We start from the raw sequence: 19,629 nt of genomic DNA, 5'->3' as shown, positions 1-19,629 counted from the left end.
CCCCGCTGTGTCCGTCCCGCATCATCTGACGGCTCGGGGCGGTTCGTGAAGGGGGCAACCGTGCGGGGGGCGCGGCGTTCCCGCGCCGGTAACCAAGGAGTGCGTAAGGTGGAGATGCGAAGCATCCGCGCCGCCCTGGCAGTGGGGCTGATGGCCTATGGCCAGGCGCTGGCCCAGCCCGCGGCACTGGCCGAGGGCGCGAAGGCCCTGCGGCAGGCCGAGACCGAGCTGCGCGAGACGCTCCGGCGGATGGACGAGGGCAGCCTGGACGGCTCCCTTGCCATGTCGCGGCTGCGCCAGGCGCTGAACGAGGTGGAGCGCGCGATGCTCCAGATGCCCGCCGGATCGCGCCAGGGGACGCCCTGGGAGACGGCGGTGAAGGAAGTGAGCGAGGCGATGCAGGCGCTGCGCGCCGAGCAGGTGGACCCCGACGCGGCCCGCGGCGCGGCCGGGGAGGCGCTGACCACCCTGCCCGCGCTGCGCGGCGAGGAGACGGGCAGCCAGGGCGGGTAGCGCGTCCGGTCAGGCTGGGCGTCCCCCTCCCCGGCCGCTCAGGCAATGCGGGGGAGGGAGCGCGGGGGTCACTCGGCCCGGGCCGGCCTCTCCTTCCGCGCGAAGGCCGCCTTGGTGCGCTCGCGCAGCCACTGGAACACCACGTAGAGCATCGGGATCATAAAGATGCCGATCAGCGCGGCGGCCAGCATGCCACCGAAGACCGGCGTGCCGACCGCGCGGCGGGAGGCGGAGGCGGCGCCGGTCGCGATGACCAGCGGCACCAGGCCAAGGATGAAGGCCACCGAGGTCATCATCACGGCTCGGAAGCGCAGCCTTGCGCCCATCACCGCGGCGTCGCGGATGGACTTGCCCGCTTCCCGCTGCTCCTTGGCGAATTCGACGATCAGGATCCCGTTCTTCGCCGCGAGCGCGATCAGCACCACGAGACCCACCTGGGCATAGATGTCGAGCGACATGCCCGCGATGACGATCGCGCCGAAGGAGCCGAGCACGCCGACCGCGATGGAGAGCAGCACGGGGATCGGGATCACCCAGCTTTCGTACAGCGCGACGAGGAACAGGTAGGCGAAGAGCACCGCGAGGGCGAGGATGATGGAGGTCTGCCCCGCCGCCTGCTTCTCCTGGAAGGCTGTGCCGGTCCATTCGAAGCTGTAGCCCTGCGGCAGCACGCGGTCCGAGATCTGCTCCATCGCCGCCAGTGCATCGCCCGAGGAGATTCCGGGCGCGGGCGCGCCCTGCACCGCGACGGAGCGGACGTTGTTGTAGCGGTTGATGGTCTGCGGCCCGAGCACGATGCGCGCATCGGCGATGGAGCGCAGCGGCACCATCTCGCCCCGCTGGTTGCGCACATGGATGCGCCAGAGGTCGGGGATGTCGTCGCGGTCCGCCGCCTCGCCCTGGATGTTCACCTGCCAGGAGCGCCCCGCCAGGTTGAAGTCGTTGACGTAGAAGCCGCCGAGCGTCGCCTGCAGGGCGGTGAAGATGTCGCTGATCCTGACGCCGAGCGCCTGCGCCTTGTCGCGGTCCACGTCGAGGAAGAGGGAGGGCGTGTTGGCGGCGAAGGTGGAGAACACGCGGGCCAGGCGCGGGTCCTGGTTCGCGGCCACGATCAGGCCGAGCATCACGCTCGCCATCTCCTCGGGCGGGCGGCCTTCCAGGTTCTGCAGCTGGTACTGGAAGCCGGCGCCGGTGCCGAGGCCGATGATCGGCGGGATGTTGAAGGCGAAGGTGTTGGCCGTCAGCACCTGCTGCGTCGCGCCGAAGACGCGCCGGATCGCCGCGAAGACGCTCTCCTGCGCGCTGGCGCGGTCCTCGAAGGGCTTCATGCGCACGACGATGAAGGCGGAGTTCGACTGCGCGCCGTTGTCCACCAGGCTGAAGCCGACGATCGACAGGATCCGGTCCACGCCCGGGGTCGGCAGGATGATCTGCTCGATCTGCTCGACCACGGCGCGGGTGCGCGACAGGCTGGCGCCCTGGGGCAGCTGGGTCTGCACGAAGAAGGCGCCCTGGTCCTCCTCCGGCAGGAAGCCCTGCGGCGTGCGGTTCGAGAGCCAGTACGTGCCGCCGGCGAAGACCGCGGTGAGCACCAGCGACAGGATGGAGATGCGCACCAGCCGCGCGACGATGTCGCCGTAGCGGTCGCGCACCCAGTCGATGCCGCGCATGACGGTGGCCAGCACGCCGCGACGCGGGCCGTGATGGGGGCGGAGGAACACCGCGCAGAGCGCGGGCGAAAGCGTCAGCGCATTGATCGCGGAGATCACCATCGCGACCGAGACGGTGACGGCGAACTGCGCGAAGAGCACGCCGGAGAGGCCGGGGATGAAGCCCACCGGGACGAAGACCGAGAGCAGGACCAGCGTGATCGCGATGATCGGGCCGGTGATCTGCGCCATCGCCTTCTTGGTGGCCTCGGCGGGCGTGAGGTCGGGTTCCTCCTCCATCACGCGCTCGACGTTCTCGACCACCACGATGGCATCGTCCACGACGATGCCGATGGCCAGCACCATCGCGAGGAGGGAGACGGTGTTGGCCGAGAAGCCGAGCAGCAGCAGCACCGCGAAGGTGCCGATCAGGCTGACCGGCACCGCGATCACGGGGATGATCGTGGCGCGGACATTGCCGAGGAACAGCAGCACCACGATGACCACCAGCACGAAGGCCTCGAGCAGGGTCTTGATGACTTCCTGCATGGTGTCCACGACGAAGGTGGAGGTGTCGTAGAAGACCGTGCTGCGCAGCCCCTCCGGGAAGCGGCGGGACATGTCCTCGAGCGTGCGGGAGAGGTTGGCGGCGGTGGTCACCGCGTTGGCGCCGGGCGAGAGATAGGTGCCGAGCGTCACGGCGGGGCGGCCGTTCAGGCGGCTTTCCGTGTCCATCCGCGCCGCGCCGAGTTCGACGCGCGCCACGTCGCGCACCCGCAGCACGGAGCCGTCCGGGTTGGCGCGGATGATGATGGCGCCGAACTGCTCGGGCGTGGCGAGCCGGCCCTGGGTCTGCAGGTTGATCTGATACTGCTGGTCCTGGGAGATCGGCTGCGCGCCGATGCGCCCGACCGCGGCCTGCACGTTCTGCGCCTGGATCGCCGTGATGACGTCCGACGGCGTCAGGTTCAGGCTGATCAACCGGTCCACCTCGAACCAGATGCGCATGGAGTAGTCCATGGCGCCGAAGATCGAGACGGAGCCGATGCCCGGCACGCGCGCCAGGCGGTCGAGCATGTTGATGGTGATGTAGTTCGAGATGAACAGCCCGTCGTGATCCGGGTTGTCCGAGGTCATCGCGATGAACTGCAGCACCGCCGAGGACTGCTTGCGCACCGTGACGCCCTGGCGCTGCACCTCCTGCGGCAATCGCGCCAGCGCCGACTGCACGCGGTTGTTGACGTTCACCGTCGCGATGTCGGGGTCGGTGCCGAGCGCGAAGGAGACGGACAGGCTGTAGGTGCCGTCATTGGCGCTGTTGGAGGACATGTAGATCATGCCCTCCACGCCGTTCACCGCGCTTTCGATCACCTGGGCGACGGTGGATTCCACCACGCCGGCGGAGGCGCCGGGATAGGTGGTGGTGACCGAGACCTGCGGCGGCACGATGTCGGGGAACTGCGCGACGGGGATGCGCAGCATCGCGAGCCCGCCCGCGAGGGTGAGCAGGATCGAGATGACGACCGCAAGCCGCGGGCGATCGACGAAAACCGCTGAGATCATCGCCGTTCAGTTCCGCTGCGCCGGGGCGGGCGAGGCGCCTTCGCGGACCGGGGGCGGCGATGCCGGGTTGGGCTGCACCGGCTGGCCGGGGCGGACGCGCTGCACGCCCTCGGTGATCACGGTCTCGCCGCCGGAGAGGCCGGCCTCGATCACCACCTGGTCGGCAAGGCTGCGGCCGAGCGTGACGCCGGTGCGCTGCGCCCGGTTCTCCGCGCCCACGGTGAAGACGAAGTTGCCGCCCTGGTCCTGCAGCACCGCCGCGCGCGGGATGACGACCGCCTGCACGGGTTCGACGCCTTCCACGAAGACGGTGACGAACATGCCGTCGATCAGCTGCCGTTCGGGCTCGCCGGTAGGGCCCTGGTCGGTGCGCAGCGGGTTTGCGATGCGGGCCCGGATCAGCAGCGTGTCGGTGTCGCGGTTCACCTGGGTGTCGATGAACTCGATGCGGCCCGCTTCGCCGAAGATGTGGCCATTGGCGAGGCGGATGCGGACGACCACCGCCTGCGCGCCGCCCCGCCCCTCGTAGCGGTCGCGCAGCTCCGTTCCGGCGCGCAGGCTGACGGGGAAGGCCACGCGCATCGGGTCCTGGCTGACGATGGTGGCGAGCGGGCCGGAATCCGGGCCCACCACGGCCCCGGGGGAGAAGTTGGAGCGGCCGATCTTGCCCGCGAAGGGGCCGGCGATCTCGGTGTAGCCGAGGTTGATCTGCGCCACGCGCAGCTGCGCCTGCGCGCCGAGAAGCTGCGCCTGGGCCGTGCGCTGCGCGGCGGTGGCGTCGTCCACCCGCGCCTGGGTGCCGGCCTGGCTGCGGACCAGCTCGCGCGCGCGGTTGAGCGCGATGGTCGCGTTGTTCAGCTCCGCCTCCGCTGCGGCGACCTGCGCCTGGGCCTGCGCCACCTGCGCCTCGAAGGGCGGTCGCTCCAGGCGGAACAGGGGCTGGCCGGCCGTGACCTCCTGGCCCTCGCGGAACAGCCGCTCCTCCATGAAGCCGGTGACGCGGGCGCGCAGATCCACGCGGTCGATCGCCTCGACGCGGCCGATGAACTCGGTGGTTTCGGTGACGGGGCGCTTCTCGGCCGTGATGACGCCGACCGCCGGCGGGCCTTGCGGGCCGAACTGCGCCAGGGCGGGCGGGGCCGACAGCAGCAGCAGCAGCGGCAAGGCCGCGATCAGCGCACGGAGCATCGGAATCCCGTCCTGGGGCAAGGGGCGCACACCAGCCCGCCCGCTGTCGTTACGTCAAGACAAAGCGCCGGCGAGCCCCGCGCCGGGCGCCGATCAGCCGCGCGCGGCCTCGAAGGCCTCGATCGCGGGCAGCAATGTGAGCGTCATCCCGATCTCGTCCAGTCCGCGCAGCAGGCAGTCGCGGGCGAAAGGCGGAATCGTGAAGGCGTGGGCGTTGCCCTCGGCGTCCGTGACGATGTTCGCCGCCAGGTCCACGGTGAGCCGGCTGCCCGGGTGTTCGGCCGCGTGCTGGCGCAGGGAACGGCAGGTGTCCTCGGGCAGGCGCACGGGCAGCAGGCCGTTCTTCAAGGCATTGCTGAAGAAGATGTCGCCGAAGCTTTCCGCGATCACGCAGCGGAAGCCCATGGCGAGCAGCGCATAGACCGCCGCCTCGCGCGAGGAGCCGACGCCGAAATTGCGCGAGGCGATCAGGATGCCGGCCTGGTCGAAGGGTGGGCGGTTCAGCACGAAGTCCGGGCGCGCCGCGCCCTCCGGCGTGAAGCGCAGGTCGTGGAAGCCGTACTGCGCATACCGCTCGTCGCGCGGGCGGCGCATGAAGCGGGCGGGGATGATCTGGTCGGTGTCCACGTTGGACATGTCGAGCGGCGCGGCGACGGCGGTCAGCGTGGTGAAGGCGTCGGGCATCGCTCAGGCCTCCGCCGCGACGAGGCGGCCGGCGAGCGCGGAGGCGGCGGCCGAGGCGGGCGAGACGAGATGGGTGCGCGCGCCCCTGCCCTGCCGCCCCCGAAAGTTGCGGTTGGAGGTGGAGGCGCAGCGCTCGCCCTCGGCCACGCTGTCGCCGTTCATCGAGACGCAGAGCGAGCAGCCGCTCTCCTCCCAGCTGGCGCCGGCCTCGCGGAAGATGCGGTCGAGGCCCTCGGCCTCGGCTTCCCGCTTGATGGCGGTGGAGCCGGGCGAGACCAGCATCGGCACGGCGATGCGCCTGCCCTGCAGCACGGCGGCGGCGGCGCGCAGGTCTTCCAGGCGGGAATTGGTGCAGGAGCCGAGGAAGACGCGGTCCACCTTCACGTCGGACAGGCGCTCGCCGCCCGAGAGGCCCATGTAGTCGAGGCTGCCGCGCCAGGCCTTCTGGCGCGCCTCGTCCGGCGCGTCTTCCGGGCGCGGGACGCGGCCGGAAAGGGGGACGGCTTCCTCCGGGCTGGTGCCCCAGGTGGCCATGGGGGCGATGCGCGCGGCGTCGAGCGTCGCGTCGCGGTCGAAGGCGGCGCCGTCGTCGCTGTGCAGCGGCGCGATGTCCACGGGCTTCGCGAAGGGGCGGCCCTGCAGCCAGGCGAGGGTGGTCGCGTCGGGCGCGACCATGCCGGTGCGGGCGCCGGCCTCGATGGCCATGTTGCAGAGGGTCAGGCGCGCTTCCACCGAAAGGGCGCGGACGGCGCTGCCCATGAACTCGATGGCGCCGCCCAGCGCGCCGCCGGTGCCGATCTCCGCGATCAGGGCCAGCGCCATGTCCTTCGCGGTGGAGCCTGCGGGCAAGGTGCCCTCGAAGGCGATGCGGATCTGGCGCGGCTTCGACTGCCAGATGGTCTGGGTGGCCAGCACATGGGCGACCTCGCTGGCGCCGATGCCGAAGGCGAGCGCGCCGAGGGCGCCGTGGGAGGAGGTGTGGCTGTCGCCGCAGACCACCGTCATCCCCGGCAGGGTCAGGCCGAGCTCGGGGCCCGCGACATGCACGATGCCCTGGCGGGGGTCGGCGATCTCGAAGGCCTGGATGCCGGCTTCCTTCGCGTTCTTCTCGAAGGTCTCGACGATGCCGCGGATCTCGGGGTCGGGGATCGCCGCGGTCTCGCGGCCGCGCGTGGGGACGTAATGGTCACCGAAGCCGAAGCTGAGGTCGGGGCGGCGGACCTTCAGCCCCTTGGCGCGGAGCATGTTGAAGGCATGGAAGCTGCCCTCGTGGAAATAGTGGCGGTCCACATAGAGCAGGCACAGCCCGTCATCGCGCCGGTGCACGACATGGGCGTCCCAGATTTTTTCGAACAGCGTGCGTGGCATGGCGGGGGGAACTTGCGGCGCGCGGCGGGGCGCCGCAAGGGTGGGGCATGTGGTTCGACCCGCCCCGGCCCATCGCGGCCACCCTGCTCTCCCGCCTGCCCGACGCACTGCGGCGCCCGAAGCCCTCGGCCTGGGCGCAGGCCAACCGGGGCGGCGCGCCGATTGATTCGTTTCTCGAAGGGCCGTGCTTCGACGCCGCGGGGAATCTCTTCTGTGTGGACATCCCGCATGGGCGGGTCTTTCGCGTCTCGGGCGATCACTGGGAGACGGTCGCGGAATACGAGGGCTGGCCGAACGGGCTGGCGGCGCGCGAGGGCGAGCTGGTGGTCGCGGACTACCGGCATGGGCTGCTGAGCCTCGATCCCCGCGACGGCGCGATGGCGCCGATCCTGGAGACGGTGCTCTCGGAAGGTTTTCGCGGCCTGAACGACGTGGTGGTGCATCCGGACGGGTCGCTGCTCTTCACCGACCAGGGGCAGACCGGCCTGCAGGACCCGACCGGGCGGGTGTTCCGGCTGCATCCGGACGGGCGGCTGGACCGGCTGCTGGCGAACGGGCCGAGCCCGAACGGGCTGGTGCTCAACCGCAGCGCGACGCATCTGATGGTGGCGATGACGCGCAGCTGCGAGGTGTGGCGCTTCGCGCTACGGCCCGATGCGGTGGTGGGGAAGGCGAATCTGTTCTTCCGGGTGCCGGCCGGGACCTCGGGGCCGGATGGGCTTGCCGTGGATGCGCATGACCGACTGTTCGTGAGCAATCCGGGGCATGGGCAGGTCTGGGTGGTGGACCCGCATGGGGTCTGCACGCATCGGGTGGATTGCACCGCGTTCGGGCGGATGCCGACCAACTGCACGCTGGCGCCGGACGGGCGGACGCTGGTGATCAGCGAGAGCGAATCGGGCTGCCTGCTGGCGGCGGAGATTCCGCCGCCCTGAGGAGCCTCCCACCTCCCGCCGGGGCCCGGCCCGGGACATCGGCTTGGACGTCAGCCGGGGCGATACATTAGACTGCGGCGAAGCAAGCGAGCGACCGCGCCCATGCACCTGCTTCGCCGCTACCCCTTTGTCGTGACCCGCTCCGTCGCCTCGGCGCCGCGGGACGCCAGCCTCTTCGCCGAGCGGGTCGAGGCCTACGAAGTCCTGAACGACCCGCGGCGCTACCATGTCGCGGTCAACGCCGTGCAGCTCGACGGCATCCGGCTCGTCGCCTTGCGGACGACAGGCCACCGCGCCCGCTTCGCCGACCACGAGAATTTCGGCATCGTCGTCGCGCATCGCGGCGGCCTGCTGATCGACGACGGGCGCGGTCCGACGGAGGTGAGCGGCGACGACGCCGCGCTGTGGCAGCCCGGCCGGCGCATCACGAGCATTCCCGGTCCCTATCTGGGCCTCGGCTTGCGGGTCCCGATCGCGCGGCTTGCCGCGCATGTCTCCCGCAATCCCGAGGACGGCGCGCGGCTGGACGGCGCCTGGCCGGCGCGACCGGCGCCTCGCCTAGTCCGCGCGCTGCGCCAGGCGGTGCGGGAGTTCGACGCCCCCGAGGGGCTGAACCCCGCCTCGGCGGCGGCACGCGGCATGGCGCGCCTGCTGCTCGACATCCTGGCCGACGAATTCGCGTCCATCGCGGCGGCGCGGCGCGGTCCGGTCCCCGGTTCGGGGATCGTCCATGTGCGCCGGGCCGAGGCCGCCCTGCGCGAGCGGCTGGAGCGGCCGGTCTCGATCCTCGAGCTTGCGGGCGAACTCGGCATCAGCACGCGCTCCTTGCAGGCGGGCTTCCGGCAGCATCGAGGAACGACCCCGCGGAGCTTCCTCGCCAATTGCCGCCTCGAAGCGGTGCGGGAGCGCCTCCTCAACGCCAGGCCCGGGGAGACGGTGACCGTGATCGCGCATGACTGCGGCGTGATGCATCCCGGGCGCTTCGCCGCGAGCTACCGGCTGCGCTATGGCGAGGCGCCGTCGGCCACGCTGGGACGCGCGCAGCGCCGGGGCTGACGGGGGCGCCGACGGGGCGCGAACGGGGACGCCGACGGTGGGCGAGGCGCGCTTCGCAAAGTGGATCGTCGCGCTGCGCCTTGCGGATCGCGGCGCCCCGCGGCGCGGTGCAGAGTGACGCGGTTCGCAATCGATCGGTGGAGATTCCCGATGCTGCATCCGCGCCTCCTCCTCGCGCCGACCCTGGTGCTTGGTCTCGGCCTCGCCGCCTGCGGGCAGCCCGAGCCGCCCGTCGCGGCGGCGCCTGCCGCCCAGCCCGCGGCCGCCACGCCGCCGGCGCAGCCGGCCGCTGCCGCGGCCCCGGCCTGGCAGGACCTCAACGGCGCCCGCGCCTCGTCCGGCGAAGGCGAGTTGCAGCGCCGCGGCTTCGAGCTGTCCCGCCGCCAGGGCCTGACGCAGTATTGGAACCACGCGCCGTCGCGGACCTGCCTGCGCGTCGTGACCAGCAACGGCCGCTACGCCGTCACGCAGGTGCCCTTCACGCCGCAGAACTGCCCGGTCTGACGCGGCGGCCAAGGGGGAACGCGGATCATGCGCATCGGCAGGATCGTGTTCATGGCGCTCGCGCTACTCGCCCTCGCTCCGGCGACGCAGGCGGCCGAGGTGCGCACCGTGCAGGTGCATTTCGTGCATGGGACGAGCGGGGCGACCCTGTCGGGCCATGTCGCGGGCCAGGAGGCGGTGCACTACCTGCTCGGCCTTCGCGCTGGGCAGATGCTGCGCGTGCAGCTGCAGGGCGGCGACGCCGTCTCCTTCAACGTCTTCGAGCCCGGCCATGTGCCGGGCCGGGACGGCGCGCTCTACATCGCCGAGCAGGGCGGGCCGCAGATGGAGGTCCGCACCTCGCATGACGGCACCTACCTCATCCAGGTGTTCCTGAACCGGGCCGCGGCCCGGCGGGGCGAGCGGGCGAACTACCGGATCGATGTCTCGGCGACCGGCGGTGCCGCGGCCGCGCCGGCCCGCGCCAACGACGCGCGGGTGGCGGGCACCAACTTCCACGCGACCGGACAGATCCCCTGCGCCCGCGAGCAGGGCCAGCCCATGGCGTCCTGCGCCTTCGGCGTCGAGCGCACGCGCGGCCGCGGCAACGGCCAGGTGACGATCACCTGGCCGGGCGGCGGCACGCGGGTGATCTATTTCGAGGACGGCACCCCGATGCGCTACGACGAGTCCCAGGCGGATGGCGGCGCCCGTATGACGGTCGGCCGGCAGGGCGACACCTTCCATATCCGCATCGGCCACCAGCGCTTCGAGATCCCCGAGGCGGTGATCACCGGCGGCTGAGATCGGGGCGCCTGAGATCGGTCAGGGGCTGCTTCGGGCGGCATCCGGAGCGGCCCCGGCCCGGTCGCGAGCGATGCCATGCCGGCCGGCAGGCCGGGCTACCGCCCCGCGGAAAGGCAGGTTCCGCCGCTGCACACCGCGGTGAAGCCGGACGAGCGATAGCCGCTCATGCGGTTGTTGAGAGACCCGGAGCAGGCGATGCCCGGGTTGGCGAGGCAGTTCCTCTGGCCCGAATTCGCGCCGGCCAGCATATTGGCGGCCTGCGCGGAGGCGAGGGACACGCTCGCCCGCGCGATGAGCTCGGCCTGCGCGGCATTGAAGCGCCGCATGGACCCCGTGAGCCTGTCGACGAAGATGTAGTCTCCACCGATCTCCTCGCAGAGCGCGCCGCCGGCGCTCGGCAGGTTCGTGCAGCGCCCGAGGTCGGCGCGCTCCACGCGCTGGCCGCATGCGGCCAGACCGAGCGCGGAGACGATGACGAGCGCAGCCACCGCGATGGGCTTGCGGACAGGACGGCTGCTGGTCTGCGGGATCGACCTCATGGTGCCTTGCTCCTTGCTTGCCCGTTTGCGACCGGGTGGGTCAGGACGGATCGGCCTCGACAAGGACGAGTAGAGCCCGGGCGAGCGCGGCGCGCGGTTCCCTGGGGAACACGCCGCGCGGTGGGGGCGCGCGATCCGCGCGCGCCCGGCATCGCCGCCCCGCGGGAGCGGATCGCCTCGCGCGCAGGCGCGCATCGTGCCACGGTGGCGCAGGCCGCCGCCGACCTCATCCGTCGTCCGGGCGGCGATCCGGGAGTTTCCGCATGACATCGCCCACGCCGCTGAAGGGCATCCGCGTCGTCGAGTTCACCCACATGGTCATGGGGCCGACCGTGGGGATGACGCTGGCCGATCTTGGCGCGGAGGTGGTGAAGGTGGAGCCGGCGCCGGAGGGCGACACGACGCGGCGGTTGACCGGGTCCGGCACCGGCTTCTACGCGGCCTTCGGGCGCGGCCGGCGCAGCCTGGCCGTGAACATGAAGACCCCGGAGGGAATGGCGCTGGTGCAACGGCTGGTCGCGCGCGCCGATGTGCTGGTGGAGAATTTCCGGCCCGGCGCGATGGCGAAGCTGGGGCTCGGCTATGCCGAGCTCTCGGAAAAGCATCCGCGGCTGGTGTACTGCTCCTGCAAGGGATTCCTGCCCGGGCCCTACGAGCATCGCACCGCGCTCGACGAGGTCGTGCAGATGATGGGCGGGCTCGCCTACATGACCGGACTGGAGGGACGGCCGCTGCGCGCGGGCAGCTCGGTGATCGACATCATGGGCGGGCTCTCGGCCGTGATCGGCATCCTCGCCGCGCTGCGCGAGCGGGAGAGCACGGGGCGTGGCGGCGAGGTGCAGGCCGGGCTGTTCGAGACGGTGGCGCTGCTGATGGCGCAGCACATGGCGCAGACGCGCATCACCGGCACCGCGCCGCGGCCGATGTCGGTGCGGCTGCCGGCCTGGCCGGTCTACGACATCTTCGACACGGGAGATGGCGGCCAGGTCTTCGTGGGCGTGGTCACCGACACGCAATGGCCGGCCTTCTGCAACGCCTTCGGGCTGCACGACCTGGCGGAGGATGCGACGCTCGCCACCAAGCAGCAGCGCGTGGAGGCGCGGGAGCGGACGATCCCGCGCATCGCGGCGGTGCTGAAGCGCTGGACCAAGCCCGACCTGATGGCGAAGTGCGAGGCGCTGGGCCTGCCCTTCGCGCCGATCGGAAAGCCCGCCGACCTGTTCGAGGACCCGCATCTGAACGGCTCGGGCGGGCTGGTAGCGATGACGCTGCCGGATGGACGGGAGATCGCGCTGCCGGCGCTTCCGGTGAGCCTGGACGGCGCACGGCCGGGCGGGGCGGGGGACCTGCGGCCGCCGGGCGCGGATGGCGCGGATGTGGCGGCGGAGCTGGGCTACTCCGCGGCGGAGATCGCGGCGATGCAGGAGAAGGGCGTGATCACGGGGTGAGGCGCGATCGTTAAAGGTTGCGCGGCCCCCACCATCAAGGGTTGCGCGGCCCCCACCCTGACCCTCCCCCGTGAACGGGGGAGGGAGCATGTCGCGATGATCAGCGGGCGACGAAGATGGGGACGGGGCTGTCGCGCAGCAGGAGGTCGGTGGTGCTGCCGACCAGCATGCGGATCAGGCTCGATCCGCCGAAGGCGCCCATCACCAGCATGCGCGCATTGCTGCGGCGGACCTCCGCCAGGATCGCCTCCGACACGTCGTTGCCGGTGAGGGGGACCGGCACGGCATCCATCCCGCGCAGGCAGGCGACGCCTTCCTGGGCAAGCTTCAGCGCATCCGCCTCCTTCGCGCCGAGGGCGGCGACGCGCACCTGCATGCCGGCGCCGAGATCGAGCAGCGCGAACAGATGCAGCGCCTCCCGCGAGGGGGCGGAGCCGTCATAAGCGGCGACGGCCGGGCCGCTCTCGCGCGGGGTCCAGCCGGCGGGCACCACCACCACGGGCCGGGCGCCGTCGCGCAGCAGCGATTCGATGACCGGCGCGACGCCGCCGTCGGCCAGCTCCCGGCCGAGCGTGCAGTCGCGCCCCACCACGATCACGTCATGCGCGGCGCCGGCCTTGATCAGCGCGGGGCCCGGCGCGTCCTCGAGCCGCAGCACGCGGTAGTCGAGGCCGGCGGCCGCCTTCGCGCAATCGGCCAGCGCAGCGGCGGCCTCGGCCTCCGCCTGGGCCGTCAGCGTGGCGTCGCGGTGCTCCTTGAAGGCGCCGGCGCCCAGCGGCACGGCCTCGTGGTCGCTCTGGGTGTGCGGGCGGTCGAGCACCACGGCGACGGTCAGCGACGCGCCGGTGCGGCGGGCATAGGCGATGGCGGCGTCGCGCGCGGCGATGGCGCTCGGCGCGTCGTCCAGCGCCACCAGGATGCTGCGGAGCATGCGGTCTCCTCCTCGGGGCGGAAGCGTAGCGCGGCGCCCGGGCAGGGTCAGCCCCGGCGCGGCAGCAGCAGCAGGAAGCCCGCGGTGCAGAGGATCAGCCCGGCGGCGAAGGTGCCGAGCGCGGCGGCCACCCCGCCCCAGGCGGCCATCGGGCCCGACAGCATCTGCAGCACTGCGGCACCGAGGAAGAAGAAGAGGTTTGCGGCGGAGAGCGCGCGGCCGGCCTGTTCCGGCGGCACCGCGTTGCGCACCAGGGAGAAGCCGATCACCTGGAAGGAGATGACCAGGCCGAAGCCGACCAGCATCACCAGGTCCCAGGCGGGCGGCATCGCGGCGAGGCCGAAGGCGCGCGCGGCCGGGCCGCCCGGCCCGCCGGCGATGACCAGCAGGATGAAGAGGGCGGCGAGGAGGTGGCTGCCCGCCATGAGCAGCGGCCCGCGGCCGAAGCGGCGCAGCACGAGGCCCGCCAGGGCCGGGCCGGCGGTGAGCGCGACGGTGCAGGCGAGCAGGATGTTGCCGGCCTCGATCCGGCCGAGGCCCTTCGCCTCCATCAGCCAGGGCCCGCCCCACAGGCCGCGCACGCCGAGCACCGCGGCGAAGGAAGCGAAGACGAAGACCGTGACGGCACGGATCCCTGGCCGCCAGGCCATCGCCAGCACCTCGCCCATGTCGGCGAGCAGCCCGCGGGAGGGGCGCGTCTCGGGCCGTTCGGCCGGGACCAGCGCGGCGACGGCGGCGATGGCCAGCGAGGCGAGGGCGGCGCAGGCCCAGTAGCCGGCGCGCCAGCTCGTCGCCTCGACCAGCAGCGCGAGGGGGCTGGCGGAGAGCAGCATGCCGGTGTTGCCGACCGCCTGGATGATGCCGGACCACAGCGCGAAGCGCTGCGCCGTCAGCGCGCGGGCGGCGAAGGTGATCGGGCACATCAGCATGCCCGAGCAGCCGGCGCCGAGCACGACCTGCGCCAGCAGCATGGACCAGGGGCCGGTCGCGAGTGCGCCGAGCGCGGCGCCGCAGCCCGCGACCGTCAGCAGGAAGAGCGAGACGGCCTTCACGCCGTAGCGGTCGAGCCCGATGCCGACCGGGATCATCACGGCCGCGAAGGCCAGCGGGAAGGCGGATGTGACCTGCGCCAGAGCCTCCGCCGTGATGCCGAGGTCGCGCGTGAGCACATCCGCCGCGATGGCGGGGATGGTGCGCACGGCGTTGGAGAAGACATGGCCGAGGCAGAGGGCGAGGATGGCGGTGGTGACGGGGTTCACGTGATTGGCTCGGGCGTGCTGGCCCCCACCCCAGCCCTCCCCCGCACCGCGGGGGAGGGAGCAGTGCGGCATGCCCCCCTCCCCCGCGGTGCGGGGGAGGGCTGGGGTGGGGGCACGGCCGCCCTAATTCCTGAACATCTTGCCCGGATTCATGATGCCCTTGGGATCGAGCGCCTGCTTCAGGCTGCGCATCACGGCCAGTGCCTCCGGCCCATGCTCGCGCTCCAGGAATTCGCGCTTGCCGAGGCCGATGCCGTGCTCGCCGGAGCAGGTGCCGCCGAGGTCGAGGCCGCGGGAGACGATGCGCTTGTCCATGTCCCAGGCGCGCTCCAGCGCGCCGGGCTCAGTCGGATCGTACAGCACCATCTGGTGGAAATTGCCGTCGCCAACATGGCCGACGATGCAGGTGAAGTGGCCGAGCTCCTTCGCCTCCGACTTCGCGCCGAGGATCGCCTCCGCCAGGCGGGAGATCGGCACGCAGACATCGGTGGTCAGCGCCTTGTGGCCGGGCTTCGCGGCGATGCCGGCCCAGTAGCTGTCATGCCGTGCCTTCCACAGCCTGTTGCGCTCCTCGGCGTCGGTGGCCCAGCGGAAGCCGGCGCCGCCATGGCCGGAGGTGATCGCCTCCACCGCCTTGGCCTGTTCCTGCACGCCGGCCTCGCTGCCGTGGAATTCGAGGAAGAGCGTGGTGCGCGGCTGGTAACCCTCCAGCTTCGAATAGGCGATGGCGGCCGCCATCATGTCGTCGTCGAGCAATTCGATGCGCGCGACGGGGATGCCCATCTGCATCACCTCGATCGTGCTGCGCACGGCGCCTTCCAGCGTCTCGAACTGCACGACGGCGCTGCTCATCGCCTCCGGGATGCCGTGCAGGCGGAGCCGCACCTTGGTGACCACGCCGAGCGTGCCTTCGCTGCCGACGAACAGCCGTGTCAGGTCGTAGCCATTGGCCGCCTTGCGCGTGCGCCCGCCGGTCTCGATGACGCGGCCATCGGCGAGCACCACCTCGAGGCCGAGCACGTTCTCGCGGATGGTGCCGTAGCGCACGGCATTGGTGCCGGAGGCGCGCGTTGCGACCATGCCGCCCAGCGTGCAGTGGCTGCCCGGGTCCACGGGGAAGAACATGCCCTGGTCGCGCAGATGCTCGTTCAGCTGCTGGCGCGTGACGCCAGGCTCGATCAGGCAGTCCATGTCCTCGGCATTGACCTCCAGGATGCGGGTCATGCGCGAGAGGTCGAGGCTGATGCCGCGCCGCACCGGGTTCACATGGCCCTCCAGCGAGGTGCCGGCGCCGAAGGGCACCACGGGAACCTCATGGCGGTGGCAGAGGGCGAGCAGTCGGGAGACCTCCTCCGTCGTCTCCACGAAGGCGACGGCGTCGGGCAGCGTCGGGGGGGAGCTGTCCTCGCCGCGGCTGTGCTGCTCGCGGATGGCGGCGTTGGTGGTGATCCGGTCGCCGAGGAAGCCGCGGGCGGCGGACAGGACAGCATCCGGTTCAAGGGCAACGGGCGTGGTCATGCGTGCTCCTGGTGCGGCCACCACGAGACCAGGCCTGATTGGCCTCGGGGCGCGCGGCCTGACCCTGCCCGCCCAGGCGCGCCGGGGCAACCGCGGCGCGTCGCCGCAGGCCTCCGGCGCCAGGACCACCGGGCTAACGCTGTGTTGATAGCGCGGAATCGCCAGGACACCAGTAAAGAGCATCGTTCATACCGCCAAACACAACCATAAGTCTTTCTTACTTCATTTTCGTAGCGCATTGATTGTCGCTTCCGGCTATTTTCAGAGCCTAATACAAAAATCTAGATTCAATGGATTGGTGCCTCCGGTGACCACGCGAGCCAGCAAGACTGTCGATCAGAGCGCCAGCGCCACCCCTGACCAGGACGAGCCGTCGATCGGGGCCACCGACGATGTGCCGGAGGACGGAAACGGCGCGGGCGGGACGCTGACGTTTCCGACCGCGGGCAGCTACTTGTTTGTCGGCGCCCCAAGCGGCGGCGGCATCATCAGCGCCGCGGCCGAGAGCATGATCGCCGACAGCATCACGTTCCTGTGCGGCAACGGCTCCGGCGTTGCGTCGATCGCGGGGAATGATCCGGCGGGGTTCGCCCGAAGCACGCGGATCCGCACGGATCGGGGCGAGACGCCGGTGGAGAGCCTGCGCGCGGGCGACCTGGTCGCCACCGTCTCGGGCCGCGGCGCGCCGCTGAAGCCGGTGCTCTGGATCGGCCGCCGCCGCGTCCTCCTCGCCGGCCATCCGAACGCCGACGCCATCGCCCCGATCCGCATCCGCGCCGGCGCCCTGGCCGAGAACACCCCGAGCCGCGACCTGCTCGTCTCCCCCGACCACTGCATGTTCCTCGACGGCGCGCTGGTGCCGGCGCGGCTGCTGGTGAACGGCACCTCCGTCACCGTGGAGGCCGGCCTCGCCGAGGTCACCTACTATCACGTCGAGCTGGAGAGCCACGACGTGCTGCTCGCCGAGGGCGCGGCGGCCGAAAGCTGGCTCGACTGCGACAACCGGTCCTGGTTCGAGAACGCCCCGGTGGCGCAGCTCGGCGTCGCCGGCACGCTGGCCGAGGCCGGCTCGGGCTGGGATGCCAACCGCGCCTGCGCGCCCCTGCTGCATGGCGGCGAGCAGCTCGCCGCCATCCGCGTCGCCATCGCCGAACGCGGGTGACCGGGGCGGGCCGGGCTGCCCCTCCCGCCGCACACGCACCATTGGCCGCGCTTTGGCCGAATCACGGCCACCGCGCGGGATCGGACAACCCTTGCGATTTCTTACAAGAGTTGTCACAACCTCGGGCTGCATACGGTATACCGTATTCTGAGTTGCGGCAGCGGGCGGAGTGAAACGACGATGGGCGGCATCATGCACAGAGGGGTGGTCGCGGACTTCGCCGAGGAGGCGGATTCGTCCGAACGCTGCTCCTGGCTCGTCGCCACGGCCATCATAGGCGGATGCTCGGCCGTGCTGTGGATCGCCGTATGGTCCGTGGTGCACGCGATCGTCATCTGACGCGTCCGTCAACGGGTCCGGCTGGGTCGTCGCTCCTTTCCCGACGCTTTGCGGAGGCAGTGGCGAATAAGGCTACTGCCCCTCCCGCAGGAGCGGACAGGTGAGGCAATGCGGCCCGCCGCCGCCGGCGGCAAAGAGCGACAGGTCGGGGTCGAGCACGACGAGGCCCTCGGCGCGCAGCGCGGCGTTGATGCGCGTGCTGCCGCGGGAGGAGACAACCCGCCCCTCGCCCAGCGCCAGGATGTTGCCCGCAAGCGCCATGGCCTCGGCGTAGCCGAAGGGGATCCAGCGGATGCCGCGGTCGCGCAGCCAGGCCAGGAAGGCGTCGTCCAGCGCCTCCTCGCAGGCCAGTGCCAGGCCGGGCGCGGCCATGCAGAACAGCAGGTCGAGATGCAGGAAATGCTCGTCGAAGGGGACGACGCGGCATTCCCAGCCCTCCGCCTCCAGCCAGGCGGCGAGCTGGGCGGCGCCGGCCTCGTCGGTGCGGCCGCCGCTGACGCCGATGGCGGCAAGGCCCGGGCGGATCAGGTGGATGTCGCCGCCCTCCAGCGTGCCGGCGCTGGACTTGCGCCAGAACGCGCTCTCCTGCGCGGCGTGCCAGTCCAGCACCGCGGCGTATTCGCCACGGCGCTGCGGGCGCTCGAGCTGGCAGAGCACCGGGCCCCAGGGCGTCACCACAGCCTGGTCGCGGGTGTACACCATGTAAGGCAGGTGGGGCGCCGGCGGCAGCGTTCGGACCGTGGCGCCGGCCTCCGCCAGGGCGGCGACGAGCTCGTCATGCTGCGCCGCGAAGGCGGCCTGCGGCGGCGGTCCCGCGGAGGCCAGGCTGCGGCGGGCCACGGCGTTGGTGGGGATCCAGCGATAATGGTCGGGCGGGCAGACGAGAAGCTCGCGCAGCCGCCCCGTCTCGCTCGCCACGGCGAAGCGCGGCATGTCGTCACGGTGCGCCGGGGTGCCCGGCATGGCAAGGTATCTCGAAAACAGAGGCAATCGCTCAACCGGTGATTGGCGATTTGACCTTGCGGGACACGTCATTTGAAATTATCACGTTGCCGCGATCCATCCGGCGGGTGATTCCATGAGCGGTGCGACCATTCCCGGTTCGCTGAACAGCGGCGAGAACACGCAATACTGGAATGGGACGGCATGGGTCACAACGCCCATCGCCGACACCAACATCGCCTATTACGGATCTACCGGCGGCAATACCACGACGCTCGGCAGCGACAACGACTTCGCGAACGGCCGCAACGGCAACGACGTGATCAGCGGCGGGGGCGGCAACGACGTGCTCGTCGGCGGCGCCGGCGCCGACACGCTGAACGGCAATGACGGCGCCGACACGCTGATCGGCTCGAACGCCACGGTCACGGGCTCGCTCGATACCGGCACGGTGACCGTCACCTTCGGCACCGGCGCGAGCGACGGGTCCTCGATCGACCGGCTCACGGGCGGCACGGGTAACGATACGTACGTCGTCACCAACGCGAACGACGTGATCCGGGAATTCGCGGACCAGGGCACGGATACGATCCTGATCGCGTCGAATCTCGCGACCACCTTCAGCGTCGGGCTCGGCGTCTCGATCGAGAATCTCGGCGTCCTCGACCCCAGCGCGACGACCGGCGTCAGCCTGTCGGCCAATGCGGGCAACCAGTCCATGAGCGGCGGCGCCGGCAACGATGTGCTCTCGGCCGGGCTCGGCAACGACACGCTCGATGGCCTGGGCGGCGCCGATTCGCTCTCCGGCGGCGAGAATGACGACGAGCTGCGGGGCAGCGGCAACGACACGCTCGATGGCGGGACCGGCGACGACAGTTTCGTGCTGAGCGGCTCCGGCAACGTGGTGGATGGCGGCGGCGGCACGGCGGACACAATCACCTTCACCACCAACGGCACCTACACGGTCACGGCGGCCGGGAGCGGCTTCACCGTCACGGGGCCTGGCGACACGACGAACACGGTCAGCAATATCGAGTTCATCGCCGGCGGCGATGCCGACACCGTCTTCGGCGCCGGCAGCTTCTATGTCTGCTTCGCGGGCGGCACGCGGATCCGCACGGATCGCGGCGAGACGCCGGTGGAGAGCCTGCGCGCGGGCGACCTGGTCGCCACCGTCTCGGGCCGCGGCGCGCCGCTGAAGCCGGTGCTCTGGATCGGCCGCCGCCGCGTCCTCCTCGCCGGCCA

General features: G+C 71.6%; 18 protein-coding genes. 9 read left to right on the top strand and 9 right to left on the bottom strand.

Annotated elements, in window-relative coordinates:
• Positions 1-108: 108 nt before the first annotated feature.
• On the top strand, positions 109-513 hold the full coding sequence (locus DFH01_RS16955; RefSeq protein ID WP_109871692.1) for a hypothetical protein: 405 nt from the start codon (positions 109-111) through the stop codon (positions 511-513).
• Positions 514-581: 68 nt separating this feature from the next.
• On the opposite strand, the gene DFH01_RS16950 is transcribed toward DFH01_RS16955, so the two are convergent.
• From DFH01_RS16950 to leuC, 4 genes are all read right to left on the bottom strand, one after another.
• Entirely contained in the window at positions 582-3,725 is a 3,144-nt protein-coding gene (locus DFH01_RS16950) for an efflux RND transporter permease subunit (protein WP_109871691.1), read from the bottom strand.
• A gap of 6 nt (positions 3,726-3,731) precedes the next feature.
• On the bottom strand, positions 3,732-4,913 hold the full coding sequence (locus DFH01_RS16945) for an efflux RND transporter periplasmic adaptor subunit (RefSeq protein ID WP_109871690.1): 1,182 nt from the start codon (positions 4,911-4,913) through the stop codon (positions 3,732-3,734).
• A gap of 93 nt (positions 4,914-5,006) precedes the next feature.
• Positions 5,007-5,597 (bottom strand): 3-isopropylmalate dehydratase small subunit, encoded by a 591-nt coding sequence (gene leuD, locus DFH01_RS16940; protein WP_109871689.1) that lies wholly within the window; start codon positions 5,595-5,597, stop codon positions 5,007-5,009.
• Positions 5,598-5,600: 3 nt separating this feature from the next.
• A complete protein-coding gene (gene leuC / locus DFH01_RS16935) occupies positions 5,601-6,965 on the bottom strand; it encodes a 3-isopropylmalate dehydratase large subunit (protein WP_109871688.1) in 1,365 nt (454 codons plus the stop codon).
• Positions 6,966-7,012: 47 nt separating this feature from the next.
• Here leuC and DFH01_RS16930 point away from each other — a divergent pair, with 47 nt between their 5' ends.
• From DFH01_RS16930 to DFH01_RS16915, 4 genes are all read left to right on the top strand, one after another.
• Positions 7,013-7,900, top strand: coding sequence for an SMP-30/gluconolactonase/LRE family protein (locus tag DFH01_RS16930; protein ID WP_109871687.1), 888 nt, complete (start codon positions 7,013-7,015; stop codon positions 7,898-7,900).
• Between the two features lie 102 nt (positions 7,901-8,002).
• Positions 8,003-8,956 carry a helix-turn-helix transcriptional regulator gene (locus tag DFH01_RS16925; RefSeq protein WP_109871686.1) on the top strand — a complete coding sequence of 318 codons (954 nt, stop codon included), beginning with the start codon at positions 8,003-8,005 and terminating at the stop codon, positions 8,954-8,956.
• 150 nt (positions 8,957-9,106) lie between these two features.
• Positions 9,107-9,460: a hypothetical protein gene (locus tag DFH01_RS16920; protein WP_109871685.1), complete on the top strand. Its 354-nt coding sequence runs from the start codon at positions 9,107-9,109 to the stop codon at positions 9,458-9,460.
• 27 nt (positions 9,461-9,487) lie between these two features.
• Entirely contained in the window at positions 9,488-10,243 is a 756-nt protein-coding gene (locus tag DFH01_RS16915; RefSeq protein WP_109871684.1) for a hypothetical protein, read from the top strand.
• A 98-nt stretch (positions 10,244-10,341) separates the two neighbouring features.
• Here DFH01_RS16915 and DFH01_RS16910 read toward each other — a convergent pair whose 3' ends face one another.
• A complete protein-coding gene (locus tag DFH01_RS16910) occupies positions 10,342-10,785 on the bottom strand; it encodes a hypothetical protein (RefSeq protein ID WP_109871683.1) in 444 nt (147 codons plus the stop codon).
• Between the two features lie 263 nt (positions 10,786-11,048).
• Here DFH01_RS16910 and DFH01_RS16905 point away from each other — a divergent pair, with 263 nt between their 5' ends.
• Positions 11,049-12,233: a CaiB/BaiF CoA transferase family protein gene (locus DFH01_RS16905; protein ID WP_109871682.1), complete on the top strand. Its 1,185-nt coding sequence runs from the start codon at positions 11,049-11,051 to the stop codon at positions 12,231-12,233.
• A 100-nt stretch (positions 12,234-12,333) separates the two neighbouring features.
• On the opposite strand, the gene DFH01_RS16900 is transcribed toward DFH01_RS16905, so the two are convergent.
• The 3 genes from DFH01_RS16900 to DFH01_RS16890 are packed head-to-tail and all read right to left on the bottom strand — an operon-like array spanning position 12,334 to position 15,941.
• Positions 12,334-13,164, bottom strand: a complete 831-nt coding sequence (locus DFH01_RS16900; RefSeq protein ID WP_109871681.1) for a universal stress protein — start codon at positions 13,162-13,164, stop codon at positions 12,334-12,336.
• 47 nt (positions 13,165-13,211) lie between these two features.
• Positions 13,212-14,495: an MFS transporter gene (locus DFH01_RS16895; protein WP_109871680.1), complete on the bottom strand. Its 1,284-nt coding sequence runs from the start codon at positions 14,493-14,495 to the stop codon at positions 13,212-13,214.
• 51 nt (positions 14,496-14,546) lie between these two features.
• Positions 14,547-15,941: an FAD-binding oxidoreductase gene (locus DFH01_RS16890; RefSeq protein ID WP_109871679.1), complete on the bottom strand. Its 1,395-nt coding sequence runs from the start codon at positions 15,939-15,941 to the stop codon at positions 14,547-14,549.
• Between the two features lie 307 nt (positions 15,942-16,248).
• On the opposite strand from DFH01_RS16890, the gene DFH01_RS16885 reads away from it, so the two are divergent.
• Together DFH01_RS16885 and DFH01_RS28250 are read left to right on the top strand one after the other, a co-directional pair.
• Positions 16,249-17,103, top strand: a complete 855-nt coding sequence (locus tag DFH01_RS16885; protein ID WP_109871678.1) for a Hint domain-containing protein — start codon at positions 16,249-16,251, stop codon at positions 17,101-17,103.
• Positions 17,104-17,283: 180 nt separating this feature from the next.
• Positions 17,284-17,442, top strand: coding sequence for a hypothetical protein (locus DFH01_RS28250; protein WP_158287794.1), 159 nt, complete (start codon positions 17,284-17,286; stop codon positions 17,440-17,442).
• Positions 17,443-17,514: 72 nt separating this feature from the next.
• On the opposite strand, the gene DFH01_RS16880 is transcribed toward DFH01_RS28250, so the two are convergent.
• Entirely contained in the window at positions 17,515-18,405 is an 891-nt protein-coding gene (locus DFH01_RS16880; RefSeq protein WP_233256151.1) for a dimethylarginine dimethylaminohydrolase family protein, read from the bottom strand.
• A 115-nt stretch (positions 18,406-18,520) separates the two neighbouring features.
• On the opposite strand from DFH01_RS16880, the gene DFH01_RS16875 reads away from it, so the two are divergent.
• A partial coding sequence (locus tag DFH01_RS16875; protein WP_199231267.1) for a Hint domain-containing protein occupies positions 18,521-19,629 on the top strand: 1,109 nt, incomplete at its 3' end.

It is taken from the genome of Falsiroseomonas bella (genome assembly GCF_003173615.1).
GTDB classification, from domain to species: domain Bacteria; phylum Pseudomonadota; class Alphaproteobacteria; order Acetobacterales; family Acetobacteraceae; genus Falsiroseomonas; species Falsiroseomonas bella.
This window is presented reverse-complemented; position numbering and strand designations above follow the sequence as displayed.